At 64.9% G+C, this 15,426-nt stretch carries 21 protein-coding genes; 8 read left to right on the top strand and 13 right to left on the bottom strand.

Annotated elements, in window-relative coordinates; all coding sequences use genetic code 11:
* The first annotated feature begins 117 nt into the window (after positions 1-117).
* Together AC07ZS_RS19465 and xerD are read left to right on the top strand one after the other, a co-directional pair.
* Positions 118-1,095, top strand: a complete 978-nt coding sequence (locus tag AC07ZS_RS19465) for a tripartite tricarboxylate transporter substrate binding protein BugE (RefSeq protein WP_494800177.1) — start codon at positions 118-120, stop codon at positions 1,093-1,095.
* Entirely contained in the window at positions 1,095-2,012 is a 918-nt protein-coding gene (xerD, locus tag AC07ZS_RS19460) for a site-specific tyrosine recombinase XerD (RefSeq protein ID WP_494800176.1), read from the top strand. The genes AC07ZS_RS19465 and xerD overlap by 1 nt, the downstream gene beginning before the upstream one ends.
* A 3-nt stretch (positions 2,013-2,015) precedes the next feature.
* Here the strand turns inward: xerD and AC07ZS_RS19455 are convergent, their stop codons facing one another.
* Genes AC07ZS_RS19455 through AC07ZS_RS19440 form a run of 4 tightly spaced genes read right to left on the bottom strand, consistent with a single transcriptional unit; the run spans position 2,016 to position 4,600 of the window.
* The gene (locus AC07ZS_RS19455) at positions 2,016-2,597 is read right to left on the bottom strand and encodes a DUF1439 domain-containing protein (RefSeq protein WP_494800175.1); all 582 of its coding nucleotides are present in this window, start codon (positions 2,595-2,597) and stop codon (positions 2,016-2,018) included.
* Positions 2,598-2,647: 50 nt separating this feature from the next.
* Entirely contained in the window at positions 2,648-2,908 is a 261-nt protein-coding gene (locus tag AC07ZS_RS19450; RefSeq protein WP_494800174.1) for a DUF3297 family protein, read from the bottom strand.
* A gap of 15 nt (positions 2,909-2,923) precedes the next feature.
* Positions 2,924-3,637, bottom strand: a complete 714-nt coding sequence (locus tag AC07ZS_RS19445; RefSeq protein ID WP_494800173.1) for a YebC/PmpR family DNA-binding transcriptional regulator — start codon at positions 3,635-3,637, stop codon at positions 2,924-2,926.
* A gap of 39 nt (positions 3,638-3,676) precedes the next feature.
* The gene (locus AC07ZS_RS19440) at positions 3,677-4,600 is read right to left on the bottom strand and encodes an SdiA-regulated domain-containing protein (RefSeq protein ID WP_494800172.1); all 924 of its coding nucleotides are present in this window, start codon (positions 4,598-4,600) and stop codon (positions 3,677-3,679) included.
* A gap of 63 nt (positions 4,601-4,663) precedes the next feature.
* Between AC07ZS_RS19440 and AC07ZS_RS19435 the strand changes: the two genes are divergently transcribed.
* Positions 4,664-5,092, top strand: a complete 429-nt coding sequence (locus tag AC07ZS_RS19435; RefSeq protein ID WP_494800171.1) for a VOC family protein — start codon at positions 4,664-4,666, stop codon at positions 5,090-5,092.
* Here the strand turns inward: AC07ZS_RS19435 and AC07ZS_RS19430 are convergent.
* From AC07ZS_RS19430 to AC07ZS_RS19415, 4 genes are all read right to left on the bottom strand, one after another.
* The gene (locus AC07ZS_RS19430) at positions 5,082-6,047 is read right to left on the bottom strand and encodes a D-2-hydroxyacid dehydrogenase (RefSeq protein ID WP_494800170.1); all 966 of its coding nucleotides are present in this window, start codon (positions 6,045-6,047) and stop codon (positions 5,082-5,084) included. The genes AC07ZS_RS19435 and AC07ZS_RS19430 overlap by 11 nt on opposite strands.
* A complete protein-coding gene (locus tag AC07ZS_RS19425) occupies positions 6,044-7,030 on the bottom strand; it encodes a Bug family tripartite tricarboxylate transporter substrate binding protein (RefSeq protein WP_494800169.1) in 987 nt (328 codons plus the stop codon). The genes AC07ZS_RS19430 and AC07ZS_RS19425 overlap by 4 nt, the downstream gene beginning before the upstream one ends.
* 44 nt (positions 7,031-7,074) lie before the next feature.
* Positions 7,075-7,872 carry a class II aldolase/adducin family protein gene (locus AC07ZS_RS19420; protein ID WP_494800168.1) on the bottom strand — a complete coding sequence of 266 codons (798 nt, stop codon included), beginning with the start codon at positions 7,870-7,872 and terminating at the stop codon, positions 7,075-7,077.
* A 123-nt stretch (positions 7,873-7,995) separates the two neighbouring features.
* Positions 7,996-8,304, bottom strand: a complete 309-nt coding sequence (locus tag AC07ZS_RS19415; RefSeq protein ID WP_494800167.1) for a hypothetical protein — start codon at positions 8,302-8,304, stop codon at positions 7,996-7,998.
* A gap of 164 nt (positions 8,305-8,468) precedes the next feature.
* Between AC07ZS_RS19415 and AC07ZS_RS19410 the strand changes: the two genes are divergently transcribed.
* The 4 genes from AC07ZS_RS19410 to AC07ZS_RS19395 all read left to right on the top strand — a co-directional run bounded on the left by AC07ZS_RS19410 (position 8,469) and on the right by AC07ZS_RS19395 (position 10,698).
* Positions 8,469-8,723 (top strand): helix-turn-helix domain-containing protein, encoded by a 255-nt coding sequence (locus tag AC07ZS_RS19410; protein WP_494800166.1) that lies wholly within the window; start codon positions 8,469-8,471, stop codon positions 8,721-8,723.
* Between the two features lie 111 nt (positions 8,724-8,834).
* Positions 8,835-9,320: a hypothetical protein gene (locus AC07ZS_RS19405; protein ID WP_494800165.1), complete on the top strand. Its 486-nt coding sequence runs from the start codon at positions 8,835-8,837 to the stop codon at positions 9,318-9,320.
* A 53-nt stretch (positions 9,321-9,373) separates the two neighbouring features.
* Positions 9,374-9,751: a hypothetical protein gene (locus tag AC07ZS_RS19400; RefSeq protein ID WP_494800164.1), complete on the top strand. Its 378-nt coding sequence runs from the start codon at positions 9,374-9,376 to the stop codon at positions 9,749-9,751.
* A gap of 656 nt (positions 9,752-10,407) precedes the next feature.
* A complete protein-coding gene (locus tag AC07ZS_RS19395) occupies positions 10,408-10,698 on the top strand; it encodes a hypothetical protein (RefSeq protein WP_494800163.1) in 291 nt (96 codons plus the stop codon).
* A gap of 63 nt (positions 10,699-10,761) precedes the next feature.
* Here the strand turns inward: AC07ZS_RS19395 and AC07ZS_RS19390 are convergent, their stop codons facing one another.
* The 5 genes from AC07ZS_RS19390 to dbpA all read right to left on the bottom strand — a co-directional run bounded on the left by AC07ZS_RS19390 (position 10,762) and on the right by dbpA (position 14,367).
* Positions 10,762-11,148, bottom strand: a complete 387-nt coding sequence (locus tag AC07ZS_RS19390) for a hypothetical protein (protein WP_494800162.1) — start codon at positions 11,146-11,148, stop codon at positions 10,762-10,764.
* Between the two features lie 397 nt (positions 11,149-11,545).
* Positions 11,546-11,845, bottom strand: coding sequence for a hypothetical protein (locus AC07ZS_RS19385; RefSeq protein WP_494800161.1), 300 nt, complete (start codon positions 11,843-11,845; stop codon positions 11,546-11,548).
* Positions 11,846-11,888: 43 nt separating this feature from the next.
* The gene (locus AC07ZS_RS19380) at positions 11,889-12,350 is read right to left on the bottom strand and encodes a hypothetical protein (RefSeq protein WP_494800160.1); all 462 of its coding nucleotides are present in this window, start codon (positions 12,348-12,350) and stop codon (positions 11,889-11,891) included.
* Between the two features lie 93 nt (positions 12,351-12,443).
* Complete coding sequence (locus AC07ZS_RS19375; protein ID WP_494800159.1) at positions 12,444-12,794, bottom strand: hypothetical protein; 351 nt, start codon at positions 12,792-12,794, stop codon at positions 12,444-12,446.
* 178 nt (positions 12,795-12,972) lie between these two features.
* Positions 12,973-14,367 (bottom strand): ATP-dependent RNA helicase DbpA, encoded by a 1,395-nt coding sequence (dbpA, locus tag AC07ZS_RS19370; protein ID WP_494800158.1) that lies wholly within the window; start codon positions 14,365-14,367, stop codon positions 12,973-12,975.
* 74 nt (positions 14,368-14,441) lie between these two features.
* Between dbpA and AC07ZS_RS19365 the strand changes: the two genes are divergently transcribed.
* Positions 14,442-15,422, top strand: coding sequence for an NAD-dependent epimerase/dehydratase family protein (locus AC07ZS_RS19365; RefSeq protein WP_494800157.1), 981 nt, complete (start codon positions 14,442-14,444; stop codon positions 15,420-15,422).
* Positions 15,423-15,426 lie beyond the last annotated feature (4 nt).

Below are 15,426 nucleotides of genomic sequence, written 5' to 3'. Positions count from 1 at the left end.
TCTCCCCATGTTCACCCCGGGCGTCCGCGTCTAAAGTGCGGGGCTGGTTGGGGTGGCCCGGGCGGTTAGCATGGGCGCCACCCTTTGATTTTTTCGATGTTTCAAGGAGTACTCGTCATGGTTTCTCGTCGTCAGCTGGTTGCGATCGGTCTGGCCACCGCCTCGGTGGCGGTGGCGGGCAGCGCCTGGGCACAGGCCTACCCCAACAAGATCATCAAACTGCAGGTGCCCTTCGCACCGGGCGGGACCACCGACATCATCGCGCGTGTCATGTCCGACTCCCTGGGCAAGGCCCTGGGCCAGAGCATGGTGGTGGAAAACAAGGCCGGTGGCGGCGGCGTGGTCGGCGCGACCGAACTGGCCCGCACGCCGGCCGACGGCTACATCCTGGGCATGGCCACCGTGTCCACCACGGCCGCCAACCCCGCCATCAACGACAAGATTCCGTACAACACGCTCACGGACTTCACGCCCATCATCAACATCGCCGCCACGCCCAACGTGATCGCGGTGCACCCCAGCTTCCCGGCCAAGGACTACAAGTCCTTCGTCGCCGAGATCAAGAAGAACCCCGGCAAGTACAGCTACTCCAGCTCGGGCACCGGCGGCATCGGCCACCTGCAGACCGAGCTGTTCAAGAGCCTGACCAACACCTTCATCACCCACATCCCGTACCGCGGCGCGGGCCCGGCGCTCAACGACACCGTGGGCGGCACCGTGCCCATCATCTTCGACAACCTGCCTTCGGCGCTGCCCTTCATCAAGTCGGGCCGCCTGGTCGCCATCGTGGTGGCCGCACCGCAGCGCCTGGCCGTGCTGCCCGATGTGCCGACCTTCAAGGAAGTGGGCCTGGAGCCGGTGAACCGCATGGCCTACTACGGCCTGATCGGTCCCAAGGGCCTGCCGCAGGAGGTGGTGGACAAGGTCTACAACGCGACCAAGCAGGCCCTGACCGACCCGGCCGTGAAGAAGCGCATCGAGGACACCGGCTCGCTCATCGTCGGCAACACGCCGGCCGAGTTCACCGCGCAGATCAAGGCCGAGTTCGAGGTCTACAAGGAAGTGGTCGCCAAGCAGAAGCTCAAGCTGGAGTGATGGACCAGGCCCTGGCATCGGCCAGCGAAGGCATCGCCGGGGCCTTCATCGACAGTCTCTGGCTGGAGGAAGGCCTCTCGCGCAATACGCTCGACGCCTACCGGCGTGACCTCGTGCTGCTCGGCCAGTGGCTGGCCGGGCACGGCAAGACCCTGCCCGAGACCAGCGAGGCCGACCTCAACCAGTACTTCAGCGACCGCCACGCCGAAACCCGCGCCACCACCGCCAACCGGCGGCTCACGGTGTTCAAGCGCTACTTCCGCTGGGCGCTGCGCGAACGCGTCATCCAGGTCGATCCCACGCTGCGCCTGGTGCCCGCGCGCCAGCCGCTGCGCGTGCCCAAGACCATGTCCGAGGCCCAGGTGGAGGCGCTGCTGAACGCGCCCGACGTGGGCACGCCCCTGGGCCTGCGCGACCGCTGCATGCTCGAACTCATCTACGCCAGCGGCCTGCGCGTGAGCGAGCTGGTCACGCTCAAGACCTGGCACGTGGGCATGAACGAGCACGTGCTGCGCATCACCGGCAAGGGCAACAAGGAGCGCCTCGTGCCCTTCGGCCAGCTGGCGGGCCAATGGCTGCAGCGCTACCTGGGCCAGGCGCGGGTGGAGATCCTCAACGGCCAGCAGAGCGAAGACCTGTTCGTCACCTCACGCGGGGCGCGCGCGGGCGAGGCGATGACGCGGGCGATGTTCTGGCAACTGGTGAAGAAGTACGCGGCGCAGGCCGGCATCACCTCGCCGCTCTCGCCGCACACGCTGCGCCACGCCTTTGCCACCCACCTGCTCAACCACGGCGCCGACCTGCGCGCGGTGCAGATGCTGCTCGGCCACGCCGACATCTCCACCACCACGATCTACACCCACGTGGCCCGCGAGCGCCTCAAGAGCATCGTGGCGCAGCACCACCCGCGCGGCTGAGCCTCAGAGCGGTTTGAGCACCAGGGCGATGACCAGCCCCTTGTTGGTGACGGTGATGGTGCCGGGCTGCATGCCCATGGCGTCCACCGCGGCCAGGTCTTTGGCGGTCAGTTCGTGCACCACCACCTCGCGCAGCGACTGGTCTGCCAGCACGGGCGCGTAGGCGTTGAGCATCTCCACCACCTTGGGTTGCAGGGTAGGGAAGGCGAGCCGGGCCAGGCGCAACTGGTGGGCGCGCAGGGTGCGGTCGCTGGCTTCGTAGCGCAGGCCGAACTCCACATCGAACCGGCCCTGGTGCACCCGGTTGAGCGCCGGGCCGGCGGCCTCCACGGCCATTTCGGCGCGCAGCCGGTTCTGCTCGGGCAGCAATTGCAGGCGCGGGGTCTGCAGGTCCAGGTTGAGCAGGCCCTGCACCGGGTAGCGGCGGGGAAAGCGCTGTGCCACCGCCTGCTGCATCTGCTCGAGCGAGACCGGGTAACCCGCCGGCTTGTCGGGCGCTTCGCCGTTGACGGCGTCGGCCGCCAGGGCCAGCGCCGGGCCGCCGAGCGCCAGGGGAAGGGAGAGAAGAAGGGTTCTGCGTCGCATGGGTACCGGTTCGAGCCCGAGGGGCGCCGCAGGTTCAGGGCAAGTCGTCTCTATTTGTAGAAGGCTTCCACCGTGCCCTTGAGCTGGATCAGCAGCGGGTTGCCTTTGCGGTCCAGGGTTTTGCCCGAAGGGACCTTCACCCAGCCGCCGCTGATGCAGTATTCGGTCACGTCGAAGCGTTCCTTGCCGTTGAAGCGGATGCCGATGTCATGCTCGAACACGGCGGCCACGTGGTGCGGGCTGCGTGGGTCGATGGACAGGTGGTCGGGCAGGGGAGGACGGTTGGGGGTGGAAGCGGTCGTGTCGTTCATGGGGGAGATTGTCGGTCAACCGCCCAGGCCGGCAAAGACGTTCTGCACGTCCTCGTTCGCGTCCAGCGCGGCCAGGAAGGCCTCCACCTCTTCCAGGTGCTCGGCGCTCAGGCTGGCCGGGTCGATCGGGTTCTTGGGCTTGTAGCCCAGCTTGGACGACAGCACCGTGAAGCCCTGCGCCGGCAGGGCCCGGTTGACCAGGTCGAGGTCGGTCGGGTCAGTGAGGAACACGGTCACGCCCTCGTCGTGGCCGGGGTGAAAGTCCTGCGCGCCAGCCTCGATGGCGGCGAGTTCGGGGTCGGCGTCCTTGCGGGCGGCTTCGGCTTCGATCATGCCCACATGGTCGAAATCCCAGGCCACCGAGCCCGAGCTGCCCAGCTGGCCCTTGCGGAACAGCACGCGCATCTCGGAGGCCGCGCGGTTCACGTTGTCGGTGAGGCATTCCACCATCACCGGCACGCGGTGCGGGGCAAAGCCCTCGTAGACCACGTGCTCGTAGTGCACCGCTTCGCCGGTGAGCCCGGCGCCTTTCTTGATCGCGCGGTCCAGCGTGTCCTTGGGCATGGACACCTTGCGCGCCTGTTCCATCACCAGCCGCAGCCGGGCGTTGGAGGTCGGGTCGGCGCCGTGGCGGGCGGCGATCACGATGTCCTTGACGAGCTTGCCGAAGAGCCGCCCCTTGGCGTTCGCCGCGAGGTCCTTGTGTTTGGCTTTCCACTGTGCGCCCATGGCGTGTTCCTTTGGTGATGGTGGCGGTGATGGGCGAGCTTAGCGGCTGGCCGATGGGGTTGGGGTTCGCTCGAAACGGTAGAACAGGTTGGGCTCGGACAGCACGTAGATCGCATTGTCGGGGCCGACCGCCAGGCCCTCGGGCTGAGGCACCTTGCGCTGGAGCCCATTAAACCCCCGCCAGAGCGGCAGCATGCTGATGGGTTGACCGTCGGGCGCGTACTCCACCACCAGGGCCGACTCGTCGCTGAGCAGCAGCAGGTGGCCGGTGGGTTCGTGCAGGGTGAGTGAGGACAGGTCGCTCATGAACAGCGAGGCCGCACTGGAGGATTTCCATTCGCTGATGTCGATGTTGAAGCCGGTGGATTCGTTGAACACGTCCAGCCCGCGGATGACCAGCACGCGCAGCGGCAGTTTTTCCTTCACCACGAACAGGCGGTCCTGCTCGCTGTCCCAGGACACGCCCTCGAAACTGCTGTTGTGCACGCTGTCGATGCGGATGCCCAGGCTGGACTGGCCGGTGATCGAGACGCGCGTGGTCTCCGGCTGGATCCGCACCCAGTACATGCTGTGGCTGTCCTCGTCGGAGATCACGTAGGTGTCGCCTCGCACGTAGGTGATGCCCTCGGGGTCTTTCGCCCCCTCCAGCTCGATGATGCGCAGCAGGCGGCCGTCGGTCGTGAGTTCGGCGATCTGCGGCGGGCGGTTGATCACCGTGAACAGGGTGCCGGTCTCCGAGTTGAAGGTGAGCCCCGAGGTGTTGCGGCTCAGACCCTGGATCGGCAGGCCTTCCACCGTCACCCGGTAGCCCGGCAGCCAGAGGGACGAACCTTCCCATTGCGCCGCGTTGATGGATGTGCTGAGCCAGTAGTAACCCAGGGCGAGCACCTTGAAATACCAGATGAAGAGGGCGCCGATGGCGGCCAGAGCCGCCCAGCGCCAGGGTTTTTTGATGCGAGCCATCGCACCGAGTTTAGTGGGCGGCCCCGGTAGGATGAAGGTCCCATCCCGCACAGGAGTTCAAGCATGGAAACCCAGGAACTGCACCGAGGCCGCCTGATTGACCACATCCAGCTCGTCGTGAAGGACCTTCCCGCCAGCCAGGCCTTTTACGAAGCCGTGTTCAAGGTGCTCAAGGTGCCCTTGGGCGGCACCGGCCCGGGCTTCTTCTGGGCCGACGAGCTGTTCGTCTCCACGGCCGACAGCGTGGCGGCGCACGGCGAACTCACCGGCCGGCACCACCTGGCCTTCCAGGCGCAGGACCGGGCCATGGTCGAAGCCTTCCACCGGGCGGCGCTGGCCGCTGGCGGCAAGGACAACGGCGGGCCGGGTGAGCGCCCATACCACCCGGGTTACTACGCCGCTTTCGTGATCGACCCGGACGGCAACAACATCGAGGCCGTGTACCACGGCGAAGCGAAGCGCAGCGCGCCGTCGGTGAAGGTCACGTTCTAGACACGCGCTCGGCCAGGCGCTGCAGGAACACGGCCTCCACCCGCGCCTCGTTGCCGGCGGCGAAGCCCGCGCTGTGCGGGGTGATCAGGGTGTTCGGCAGGTTCCACAGCGGGCTCGCGGGCGGCAGCGGCTCCAGCCGGAACACGTCGAGGTAAGCCCCGCCGAGCTGCCCGCCGCGCAGCGCGTCGATCAGCGCGGCCTCGTCGACCACCGCGCCCCGGGCGACGTTGACCACCCGCGCGCCGCGCCGCAGCAGCCCTAGGCGCCGGGCGTCCACCAGGCCCTGGGTCTGCGCGCTCAGCGGGCAGGCCAGCACCAGCCAGTCGGCGCGGGGCAGCACCTCGTCGATGCGCTCGTAGGTGCGCGAGGGCCAGTCGCAGTCCTCTGCCGTGGCCCGGTGGCGCACCACCTCCAGGCGCACACCGAACACCGCCAGGTAGCGCGCCAGCGCCTGGCCCACCGGGCCCCAGCCCACCAGCACGGCGGTCTGGCCTTCCAGGTCCTGCGGCAGGCCGGTCTGCAGCAGGGGCTGCCACTGCCGCAGGGCCTGGGCCTCGCGCAGCAGCGGAAAGTGTCGGGACAACGAGAGAATGGCCGCCATCGCCGACTGGGCGACGATGCTGGCGTTGGTGCCCGGCGAGGTGGTCAGCGCCACCCCGCGCGCCATCAGCCGCTGGTAGATCGCGCGGTCCGCGCCTGCCGAGTGCACGTGCACCCATTGCAGGCCGGGCGAGCGCTCCATCGCGTCGTAGAAGCGCTGGGTGTCGGGCAGCACCTCGTCCTTGGTGGACAGGCCGGTCACGTCGCGCGAGACGAAGGCCCCGTCGGCATCGCCCTCGTCGACGCCCACGAACTGGATCGGCACGCCATCGGCCGCCGCGCGGATGCGCTCGCCCAGGCGCTCGCGGCAGGCGTTGGACAGGAGCAACCGCCAGGGGCGGCCGCCCTCGCTCATTGGGCCGTGGCCCCGGAGGCTTCCACGATCGCCTTCCACTTCACGCTTTCCTGCTGCGTGAAGCGGCCGAACTGCTCGGGCGAGCCGCCCACTGGGTCCGCGCCTTCCTTCACCAGCTGCGCCTCCAGGCCGGGCAAGACCTCGTTGACCGCCTTGTTCATCGCCGCGATCACCGGGGCGGGGGTGCCCTTGGGCGCGAACACGCCGAACCACGAACCGGCCTCGAAACCGGGATGGCCCTTCTCCTGCACCGTGGGCACGCCCGGCAGAGAGCGCGAAGGCTTGGCGCTGGAGACGGCCAGCGCGCGCAGCTTGCCCGCCTTCACCTGCAGGATCGCCGAGGGAATCGTGGCGAACATGAACTGCAGCCGCCCCGCCAGCAGATCGTTGAGCGCGTCCGCGCCCCGGTAGGGCACGTGCACGGCCTCGCTGCCCAGGCGCTGAACCAGCATGTGGCTGGAGAGGTGCGACGAGGTGCCCACGCCGGTGGACCCGTAGCTCATCTTGTTGGGGCTGGCCTTGAGCAGCGCGGCGAACTCCTCGAACGTGTTCGCGGGCACCGAGGGGTGGACCACCAGCATGTTGGGCACGTCGGCGATCTGCACCACGGGCACCAGGTCCTTGAGCGGGTCGTAGGGCAGCGACTTGTACAGCCAGGTGTTGACCGCGATCGGCCCCACCGAGTTGATGATGAAGGTGTAGCCGTCGGGCGCGGCGCGCACCACGGACTCGGTGCCGATGTTGCCGCCGGCACCGGGCTTGTTGTCGATGAAGAAGTTCTGGCCGAACTTCTCGGTGAGTTTCTGCGAGACGGCGCGCGCGATGATGTCGGTGGTGCCGCCCGCCGTGAAGGCCACCACCATGCGCACCGGCCGCTCCGGCCAGCGGGTGTCCTGGGCCAAGGCGGTGCCCAGGCTGCCCAGCGAAAGGGCGGCCAAGGTCAGCGCGCGCCACGTGCTGGCCGCGAAGAAGGTGCGATTCATCGTTGTCTCCTGGTGGTTGGTCTTCGTTGGGAAAACGTCAAAACTCAGGTGCGGTAGCCGAGGTCGATGCGGTCCAGGCTGCGCAGCAGCGCCGGCCACTCCATGACGCCGTAGGGGCGCCGCGTGCCGGGCTGGTAGTTGTTCCAGGTCTCTTCCAGCACGGGCTGGGCCACGGGCGCGAAGGGGGTGTTGCAGGCCATGGCCGCCAGCTGCGAGCGGCAGGCCAATTCGAGCCGGTGCATCCAGTTGAAGGCCTCGCCCACGGTGCGGCCCACGGTGAGGGCGCCGTGGTTGCGCAGGATCAGCGCCTCGCCCTGGCCCAGGTCGCTCACCAGCGAGGCCTGCTCGGCGAGGTCGAGCACCACGCCCTGGTAGTCGTGGTAACCGATGTGGAGGAAGCGCATCGCCGTCTGCGTGAGCGGCAGCAGGCCGCATTGCAGGGACGACACCGCCATCGAGGCCCAGCTGTGGGTGTGGATCACGCAGGCCACCTCGGGCCGGGCCTCGTGCACCGCGCTGTGGATCACGTAGCCGGCCTTGTTGATGCCGTAGTTCAGGTCACCGAAATCGGGCTGGCTCAGCACCGTGCCGTCGTGGCTCACCTTGATCAGGCTGGAGGCCGTGATCTCCTCGTACATCATCCCGTAGGCGTTGATCAGGAAGGCGTCGTCCTCACCCGGCACGCGCGACGAAATGTGGTTGGCCATCATGTCGGACATGCCGTAGATGGCCACCAGCCGGTAACACGCCGCCAGGTCCACGCGGGCCTGCCATTCGGCGGGCGAGCAATGGGGCTGCATCGAGGGGATGACCAGGCGTCCGTCGGGGAGATCGTTCTTCATGTTGGTGACCACAGTGGGGAACAGGCCCGCCGCAGTCTAGGCAGCGGCCGGCCTCCCGGTCAGGGTCGAAACGGCATGGGGGCATCACGATTCGTGATGCCGATCGGGGGACTCAGAGCGCGTTCAGGGCGCCCGGTCGCGCGCGCGGCACCGAATGGCCATCACCGCCAGCTCCGCGCCCAGATCACCCAGCTCGGCCATCAGCCAGCCCAGGGCCTCGATGGCATCCGACCCCACCGAGCCGTCATCGATCTGCGGTGCGGACGTGGCCAGCAGATGGCCGATGGCACTCATGCCCATGTGCAGCGCACTGGCCATGCATGCCGCGTTCTGCCCCGTCGCGGCGACGATGGCCTGGTCCGAGTTGGCGTAGTCGACGTTGCCTTGCCCGTCCGTGTGAAGGCAGGGCAACTGACGAAGCAGATCGCGCATGGGGCGTGGGCAGAGGTTCGCTCCTTCTGAAACCTGCGTCGATCGCTTCTTCCTGGTGACCATTTCGTGCTTGAGTAATAGATCAATAAATCTACCTGAAGTTTATCCATATATGGATTCAACGTCTATGGACTCATGAATCTAGGCGGTCAAGACTTTCTGGTATGCGAAAGACAGCCACCAAGCTCAAAAACCAGACTGAAGTGCAAACGGAATTCGGCGCGGCCGTACGCGTGTTGCGCAACAAGCACCATTTGACGCAAGAAGAGCTTGCCGACCGGGCCGAGATGCACGTTACCTACGTGAGCCAGATTGAACGCGGCCTTAAAAACCTGAGTTTGTTCAACATTTATCGGCTGGCGCGGGCCCTTGATGAGTCGCCCGCCAAGCTCTTCACCGTGTCCGGTGAGGGCACTTAAACCTGCCAGCCGCAGACCGATCACGAGTACCGGAGCGCTAGGCGCCGGCTACGATGGCACCCATCGGCCAGAAGCGGACATTCAAGCCGGTCATCGATACGGAGGGTAGACGTGAAGCAAGAAGAATGGACTGGGGTGTCAGGCCGCATCACGAATCTATGGCGTCTTGTTCGTGTAGCGATCGTCTCGGCCGGGTTTGTCGCAGCCTCGGTTTTTGGAAGTAACACAGTTCCGGCGGGTGATTCGTCGTGGCCCATGCTTGGAACAGGTTTCGTCTTCGGTGCGCTAGGCCTGCTATTCGTGATTGGCGTCCAAACCTTTAACAAGCGGTCTGCGCCATATTGGCGACGACCCGCTTGGTCCATCAACCCTTTTCTTCTCGGAGAGCCACTCCAGTTTTTCCATCTGGCCAGTTGGTACTTCATTGCCTCTGGAATTGGCGACTTGATTCACGGCTTCGTCACGATAGGGGCACTTGACTTGGATCGTCTTGTTTTACTGTCGCAGGGGCTTGGCCTATATGCCGGCGTGCAGCTTTGCATCCTGGCCTTCCGGCACAAGATGACGAAGCGAGTCAGTGCCGAAGCCTGCAACTGACTTCTCAACTGTCCGGTTATGGTTCCACTATCGGCCAGAAGCGGACATTGAGCATGAATGCCATTGGTGAGCAAAAAACGTCAAAGCCTATGGATCGAGTTTCGACGTTTCATAGAGTCCTGCTTGCCCTCCTGTGTGCTGACCTGTTCTGGATCGCGTTCAACTTGGGCATGGAGTTCTCTGCCATTCCTGCGCCAGACTCACTAAGGATTTACTCCGGCCTTGCTTGGCACTACCTGCATTTCCCCGTCTCGGAAGTTCGGTTCAACTTTTCGACTCCACCGCCAATCGTAGATGCAAATTCTCGGCCTATCGGGTCGCTGATTTTTCTGCTCGTGCTTTCCTATTGCCTTTGTGTGGCGCAGTTGATGCTTGTCTTCTGGAGCGTTGGAAGAGCGAGCCTGCATCTACTGCCCGCGAAGGACCGCTGACGTTTCTAACGTCGCCCCAGCGCGGCTTCCGGCATCGCGCAGACTTGGCTACCATGTCACCTATCGGCCAGAAGCAGTCGTTGGAGAGAACTCAGCGTCGTGAATATGAACTGCACAATCTGCGGACGCTTACTAGAGCAAGCGAGCGACGCCCTGTCGTCGAACTGTGGGGGCGACTGTTGGGGATGTGTAGGCGAAATCGAAGCCGACCAAGGACATCAGCCATCCTTGGACATAGTGCGAAAAGAGTTTGCGCTGGGCCTGAGACCCGATTGGACTGACCCAGCAGTAACTGTGCGCTCCGTGAATTTAACGCTCAATGACCTAGCGACGCTTTCAGGGCAGAACATCGCGGTAGAGGGGGTTCTGACTTTAAGGTCAAGCAAGGTCACTCTAAGTCAAATACAAGAGCCAGAACGCGTTGAGGACCTACCTAGCAAGGACTCTGGGCCTTTGAGCATATGGCTCGTAAGCCGCGCCAACGGTGCATGGCTCGCGCAAGCAGCGATGGAGGGACAAGGGAAGACGGTCACTGTTCTCGGAAAACTGCGTGGCAATCTGCACTGTCTTCAGGGAGGCATGGCCAGCCCACCAGAAATGCTGGTGTATCGGATTCAGTGGCGCTAGCGGCCAAAAGCGGATATGAAAGGGGCGAGATGAAGAATGCACATTTATGCACTGTTGTCGCATCTATCATTTGGCTATTGGTGCTAGCAATTGGGGCGGCAGGCATTCATGGGGTCAGCACCAACGATATTCCTGGCTATCCGAACGCCGCACAGATTCGGTACTACTTGCTCTTTCCCGGTGCAGTGCTGCTGGCAGTGTTAGGTGCTTGGCTTGTTGCGCTTCGTCGGCCGTCATGGCGCGTCGGCGCTGTAGACGTTGCGCTGAGTTCGCTAGCCGTTTTTCCGTTCTACTTCTTCCACTTCACCGGCGGCGTTTGAAGCGTCCGGCTTGGCTAGAAAGAGGTCCGCTATGGGCCCTAAGCGGACATGCGTGGCGAAGCACTAGGCTTTGGGAAACATGTCCCTGCACGCAAGAATGACAATCTCGACTGCGTTAGGGTCAAGATTCTTGGTCTTGGCAATGAGCTCGAGCTTTGGCTGAGCCAGCAAGAAGCGGCGCACTGGCATATTCGTCAGCTCCTCGGCGATAGCCCCCTCGAGCTTTGCGCCAGGAGCTACCCCCACGCACAAGAGTTGCGAGCGGGTTCTATCCAAAAGCGCGCCCAACTTCGTTGCCAACTGAGACACCCCGTCTTCGGAATTGGCGACGACGAACCCCACGCCTGAAGGTACATCCTCCGCACTGACGGCGACCGTGCCGCCAGTCGTGAACAGGAATGCGACCACCTGCATAGTGGCAAATACAGAAGCCATTTTGTCCTCGCTCATGTCCGTCGTACCAACATAGGTTTGAAGCCCGCACCAATGTTCGCTTCTGGCCGATGCTCGACATGGTAGCTGGGCGCGGGGGCCCATAGCGGACATGTGCTACGAATGCGGAGGGCCTAAGCGCTGTGTGGAATCGCAGCCGAACGGCGTTTCGCAAATCGGTGCCAAAAAAGACCTCCAACGAGCCCGGCAACCATGCACGGATAGGTGAACCAAACCGTGTGCAAAGGCGTGTAGGCGTCAACTGCCCACGACAGCAAAGTCGCGGTGCACAGCGGAACACTGACGCGCCACCACCGCATGAAAACGCTGATCGCAATGAGCGCCAAGCCGAGGTAAAGAACTGCGTCCATCGAACATCCACTTCAGGCCGAATGTTGCTTAGCGGTTCACGTGACTATGGATACCAAACAAGCGAACACCCTTCGTCAAGCGCACCCTCGTAGTGGCGTCTAAACGCATGCATGCCTGGGTTGTTGAGCGACTCAACTTGTATCGGTCGCCCTGCGCTGATGTCGAAATCGGTAAATCCGAATCGGGCGAGTTCTGAGGTTGCCATGTCCTCGCGTGATTCGTCTTCGTCTTGCGCAAGGAAGAGGATGAGCTTGTGTCTGGCGCCGAGCCTTGGCGCCTGCCACTCAAAATCGCAATGCCCGGCGTACGTCGCCTCGCCACCGTACAGATAAATCTTGGTCATAGAGGCTTGCAGTCGGTCACGTTGGCCAGTTCTGACATGTGACTCAGGCATTCGCCGCGTCGCAGCCAGGGGAGAAGATCGAGTAGTTTTCACCGGCAGATTCTGGATGGTGATAGATCTTCAGCTGGATGGCGCTCGTGCATCTGATGACCAGCGCGAAGTCTTCAGAGAGATCGGTTTTCAGAATCTTTTCCCCTATCAAGGCTTTGAGACCGTTGAGCATTTGGTCGCCAGGGAGGTTGGATGAGTCTGAGTTGCACAACATCGTGTCACCTCGCAACACCTCCCAAGGTGCGAGCTGCACGAACAAAGAAAACTCTGGGTCGTTCCACCTGACATCTTCCGAGAGATGTTTGTTCGCAATGGGCCGTGATCGCGGAATCCTCATGCCCAGCAGCAGGGAAACATGCGATCCAGTGCCTGGACCGGCGATAACACCCCAGCACGGAAGGCCTTGGAGTTTGTGAGCCGCCTCGGCAACTAGGTCGATGGAATGTGGGTGCATCTCGGTCTCCCGCTCTAGTTGCGGAATGTCCACTCCTGGCCGATGGGTGTCATCCTAGACGAAGCTCGAAACGGGCCCGAAGCGGACGTCTACTTACGCGGTTTCAGGCGCTGCGACAGCGCGACTTTTTCGCATGGCCTTGAACTTCACGGCTGACCAGAGAACTACAGCCGGTACAACTGTCGCCAGCACAAAGAAGGCAAGCAGCTTCGGAAGCTCAGGGCTATCTGGGAGCGACCTAATAAGTGCGTAGGCAAGGGCTGCAATCACGCAGCTCAAAGCTGGGAAGATGGCAAGCCACAACACGCGATTTCCCTTGCCAACTACTGCCAAGCTCAAAACCAGCAGCAGCACGGGAAGACCCAGGTTGTAGCCGAGTCGCCAATACGCGAAGCTGCCAACAAAGGCTGCAATCAGAAGGCCGACGACTCTCAATGCTTGCATGATGAAACCTTGCGGGGTGGATCGGCGGATGTCCGCTTCTGGCCGAATGCCGTCATCCTAGCTGAGCGCGGCAAAGGTTGAATGGGGACGCCCAATGGCCGGCCCGCACGCAGCATGACGATTTCGCGCCCATGCCGATCACGGCACGGCTCTTCTCTGCGCTCGGCCTGACGCTGTGTCAGTCCTCCAGCACGCGCACCTTCACACTCTTGCCCTTGATGCGCCCGGCGTTGAGCCGGCTCGCGGCTTGCTGGGCGATGTCGCGGTCCACCGCGACGTAGGTGGACCACTCGTTCACGTTGATCTTGCCCACCTGTTCGCGGGTGTAGCCGAGGTCGGCGGTGAGCGCGCCCAGCACGTCGCCGGGGCGGATCTTTTCCTTGCGGCCGCCCTGGATGTGCAGCGTCACCATGGGCGCGACCAGCGGGTCCTTGCTGGCGGGCTGCAGTTCGCTCAGCGGGTGCCATGAAGATTCGCGGCCTTGCAGGTGTTCGATCTTGCCGACGCTGCCCATCTCGTCGAGGCTGGCGAGGTTGAGCGCCAGGCCGCTTTCACCGGCGCGGCCGGTGCGGCCGATGCGGTGGATGTGCACTTCGGGGTCGGGCGTCACGTCCACGTTGATCACGGCCGCGAGGCTGGCGATGTCCAGCCCGCGCGCGGCCACGTCGGTGGCGACCAGCACGGAGCAGCTGCGGTTGGCGAAGCGCACCAGCACCTGGTCGCGCTCGCGCTGCTCCAGCTCGCCGAACAGCGCCAGCGCGCTGATGCCCTGGGCCTGCAGCACGGCCACGAGGTCGCGGCACTGGGCCTTGGTGTTGCAGAAGGCGAGCGTGCTGGCCGGGCGGAAGTGGAAGAGCAGCTTGCCCACCGCATCGAGCCGTTCGTTCTCCGTCACCTCGTACCAGCGCTGCTCGATCTGCGCGCCCGCGTGCTGGGCCTCCACCTTCACGGTGAGCGGCTCGCGCATGAACTGCGCGCTGAGCTTGGCGATGCCTTCGGGGTAGGTGGCGGAAAACAGCAGGGTCTGGCGCGCCTTGGGGCATTGCTTGGCGACGGTCACGATGTCGTCGAAGAAGCCCATGTCGAGCATTCGGTCGGCTTCGTCCAGCACCAGGGTGTTGAGCGCGTCCAGTTGCAGGCTGCCGCGCTCCAGGTGGTCCATGATGCGGCCGGGCGTGCCGACCACGATGTGGGCGCCGTGCTCCAGCGTGGCGAGTTGCCCGCGCAGCGGCACGCCGCCGCAGAGCGTGACGACCTTGATGTTGTCTTCGGCGCGCGCGAGGCGGCGGATCTCGGTGGTCACCTGGTCGGCCAGCTCGCGCGTGGGGCACAGCACCAGGGTCTGCACCGCGAAGCGGCGCGGGTTGAGGTTGGCCAGCAGGGTGAGGGCGAAGGCGGCGGTCTTGCCGCTGCCGGTCTTGGCCTGGGCGATGAGGTCTTTGCCGAGCAGGGCGGGCGGCAGGGCGGCGGCCTGGATGGGCGTCATGGCCGTGTAGCCCAGCTGCTCCAGGTTGGCGAGCGTGGCGGGGGAGAGCGGCAGGGCGCTGAAGGCGGTCGAGGGTGCGGAAGTCATCCCGAATTATCCGGGATCGCCCCGTAGAATCCGCCGCACCACCGGCCCACCGGCGCTGGCAGGGAGTGAATCGCATGTTTCTGGAGCAAGGGCGCACCACCAGCGCCGATCCTGCGGTAGCGCCGGGCGCACCCCCGCGTGTCCTGGTGCTGGGCGCCAATGGCTTCATCGGCCGCCATGTGGTGCGGGCCTTGCTCGCCCAGGGCATGGCGGTGGTGGGGGTGCGCCGCGCGGCCCCTGCCGAGGGCGCCGGCGAGCCGGCGCGGCTCACCTGGAAGCACCTGCAGTTGCACACGCTGCGCGAGCCCGGCGCCTGGCACGAGCACCTGCAGGGCGTGGACGTCGTCGTCAACTGCGTGGGCATCCTGCGCCAGCGGGTGGGCGAGCGCTACGAGGATGTGCACCACCTCATGCCCAGGGCGCTGGCCGCCGCGTGCGCGGCCTCGGGCGTGCGCCTGATCCACACCTCCGCGCTGGGTCTGCACGAAGGGGCGAAGAGCCGCTTCCTGTCGAGCAAGCTGCGAGGGGAGCAGGCCATCCAGGCCAGTGGCGCAGACCATTGCATCGTGCGCCCCTCGCTGATCGACGGCCTGGGCGGTTTCGGCGCCAGCTGGCTGCGCATGCTGGCGAGCTGGCCGGTGCATTTCGTGCCGCGCGGCGCCACCGGCCGCATCGCCGCCCTGCAGGCGACCGACCTGGGCGAGGCCTTTGCGGTGCTGGCGCGCCTGCCCACGCTGGCTCACCAGCGCGAGGCCAACCTGGGCGGCGAGCGCCTGTTCGCCTACCGGCACTACCTGCAGGTGTTGCGCGGCGTGGAGCACGCCGAGCAGCCGGTGAAGCCGGCGCTGCAGGTCTTGCTGCCGGACTGGGTGAGCCGCGCGGGCGCGCACCTGTGCGACGTGTTCCGCTTCAGCCCGTTCAGCTATGGCCACTGGATCCTGCTGCAGCGCGACAACATGCCGGTGCCCAACGCGCTGCCGCGGCTGCTGGGCCGCGCGCCTTTGCCGGTGACGCACCGGCGCACGGCCCTGCGGGACGACTTCCGCCTCTCCTGAGCGG

Source organism: Hydrogenophaga sp. GW456-12-10-14-TSB4, assembly GCF_059424305.1.
Note: the sequence above shows the minus strand (reverse complement) of the source record. Positions and strands in the feature narration are given on the sequence as shown.

What these genes read in the sequence shown, in the direction of transcription:
- AC07ZS_RS19465 (WP_494800177.1), top strand. Translation starts at nt 118, where the DNA reads ATGGTTTCTCGTCGTCAGCTGGTTGCGATCGGTCTGGCCACCGCCTCG.
- xerD (WP_494800176.1), top strand. Translation starts at nt 1,095, where the DNA reads ATGGACCAGGCCCTGGCATCGGCCAGCGAAGGCATCGCCGGGGCCTTC.
- AC07ZS_RS19455 (WP_494800175.1), bottom strand. Translation starts at nt 2,597, where the DNA reads ATGCGACGCAGAACCCTTCTTCTCTCCCTTCCCCTGGCGCTCGGCGGC.
- AC07ZS_RS19450 (WP_494800174.1), bottom strand. Translation starts at nt 2,908, where the DNA reads ATGAACGACACGACCGCTTCCACCCCCAACCGTCCTCCCCTGCCCGAC.
- AC07ZS_RS19445 (WP_494800173.1), bottom strand. Translation starts at nt 3,637, where the DNA reads ATGGGCGCACAGTGGAAAGCCAAACACAAGGACCTCGCGGCGAACGCC.
- AC07ZS_RS19440 (WP_494800172.1), bottom strand. Translation starts at nt 4,600, where the DNA reads ATGGCTCGCATCAAAAAACCCTGGCGCTGGGCGGCTCTGGCCGCCATC.
- AC07ZS_RS19435 (WP_494800171.1), top strand. Translation starts at nt 4,664, where the DNA reads ATGGAAACCCAGGAACTGCACCGAGGCCGCCTGATTGACCACATCCAG.
- AC07ZS_RS19430 (WP_494800170.1), bottom strand. Translation starts at nt 6,047, where the DNA reads ATGAGCGAGGGCGGCCGCCCCTGGCGGTTGCTCCTGTCCAACGCCTGC.
- AC07ZS_RS19425 (WP_494800169.1), bottom strand. Translation starts at nt 7,030, where the DNA reads ATGAATCGCACCTTCTTCGCGGCCAGCACGTGGCGCGCGCTGACCTTG.
- AC07ZS_RS19420 (WP_494800168.1), bottom strand. Translation starts at nt 7,872, where the DNA reads ATGAAGAACGATCTCCCCGACGGACGCCTGGTCATCCCCTCGATGCAG.
- AC07ZS_RS19415 (WP_494800167.1), bottom strand. Translation starts at nt 8,304, where the DNA reads ATGCGCGATCTGCTTCGTCAGTTGCCCTGCCTTCACACGGACGGGCAA.
- AC07ZS_RS19410 (WP_494800166.1), top strand. Translation starts at nt 8,469, where the DNA reads ATGCGAAAGACAGCCACCAAGCTCAAAAACCAGACTGAAGTGCAAACG.
- AC07ZS_RS19400 (WP_494800164.1), top strand. Translation starts at nt 9,374, where the DNA reads ATGAATGCCATTGGTGAGCAAAAAACGTCAAAGCCTATGGATCGAGTT.
- AC07ZS_RS19395 (WP_494800163.1), top strand. Translation starts at nt 10,408, where the DNA reads ATGAAGAATGCACATTTATGCACTGTTGTCGCATCTATCATTTGGCTA.
- AC07ZS_RS19390 (WP_494800162.1), bottom strand. Translation starts at nt 11,148, where the DNA reads ATGAGCGAGGACAAAATGGCTTCTGTATTTGCCACTATGCAGGTGGTC.
- AC07ZS_RS19385 (WP_494800161.1), bottom strand. Translation starts at nt 11,845, where the DNA reads ATGACCAAGATTTATCTGTACGGTGGCGAGGCGACGTACGCCGGGCAT.
- AC07ZS_RS19380 (WP_494800160.1), bottom strand. Translation starts at nt 12,350, where the DNA reads ATGCACCCACATTCCATCGACCTAGTTGCCGAGGCGGCTCACAAACTC.
- AC07ZS_RS19375 (WP_494800159.1), bottom strand. Translation starts at nt 12,794, where the DNA reads ATGCAAGCATTGAGAGTCGTCGGCCTTCTGATTGCAGCCTTTGTTGGC.
- dbpA (WP_494800158.1), bottom strand. Translation starts at nt 14,367, where the DNA reads ATGACTTCCGCACCCTCGACCGCCTTCAGCGCCCTGCCGCTCTCCCCC.
- AC07ZS_RS19365 (WP_494800157.1), top strand. Translation starts at nt 14,442, where the DNA reads ATGTTTCTGGAGCAAGGGCGCACCACCAGCGCCGATCCTGCGGTAGCG.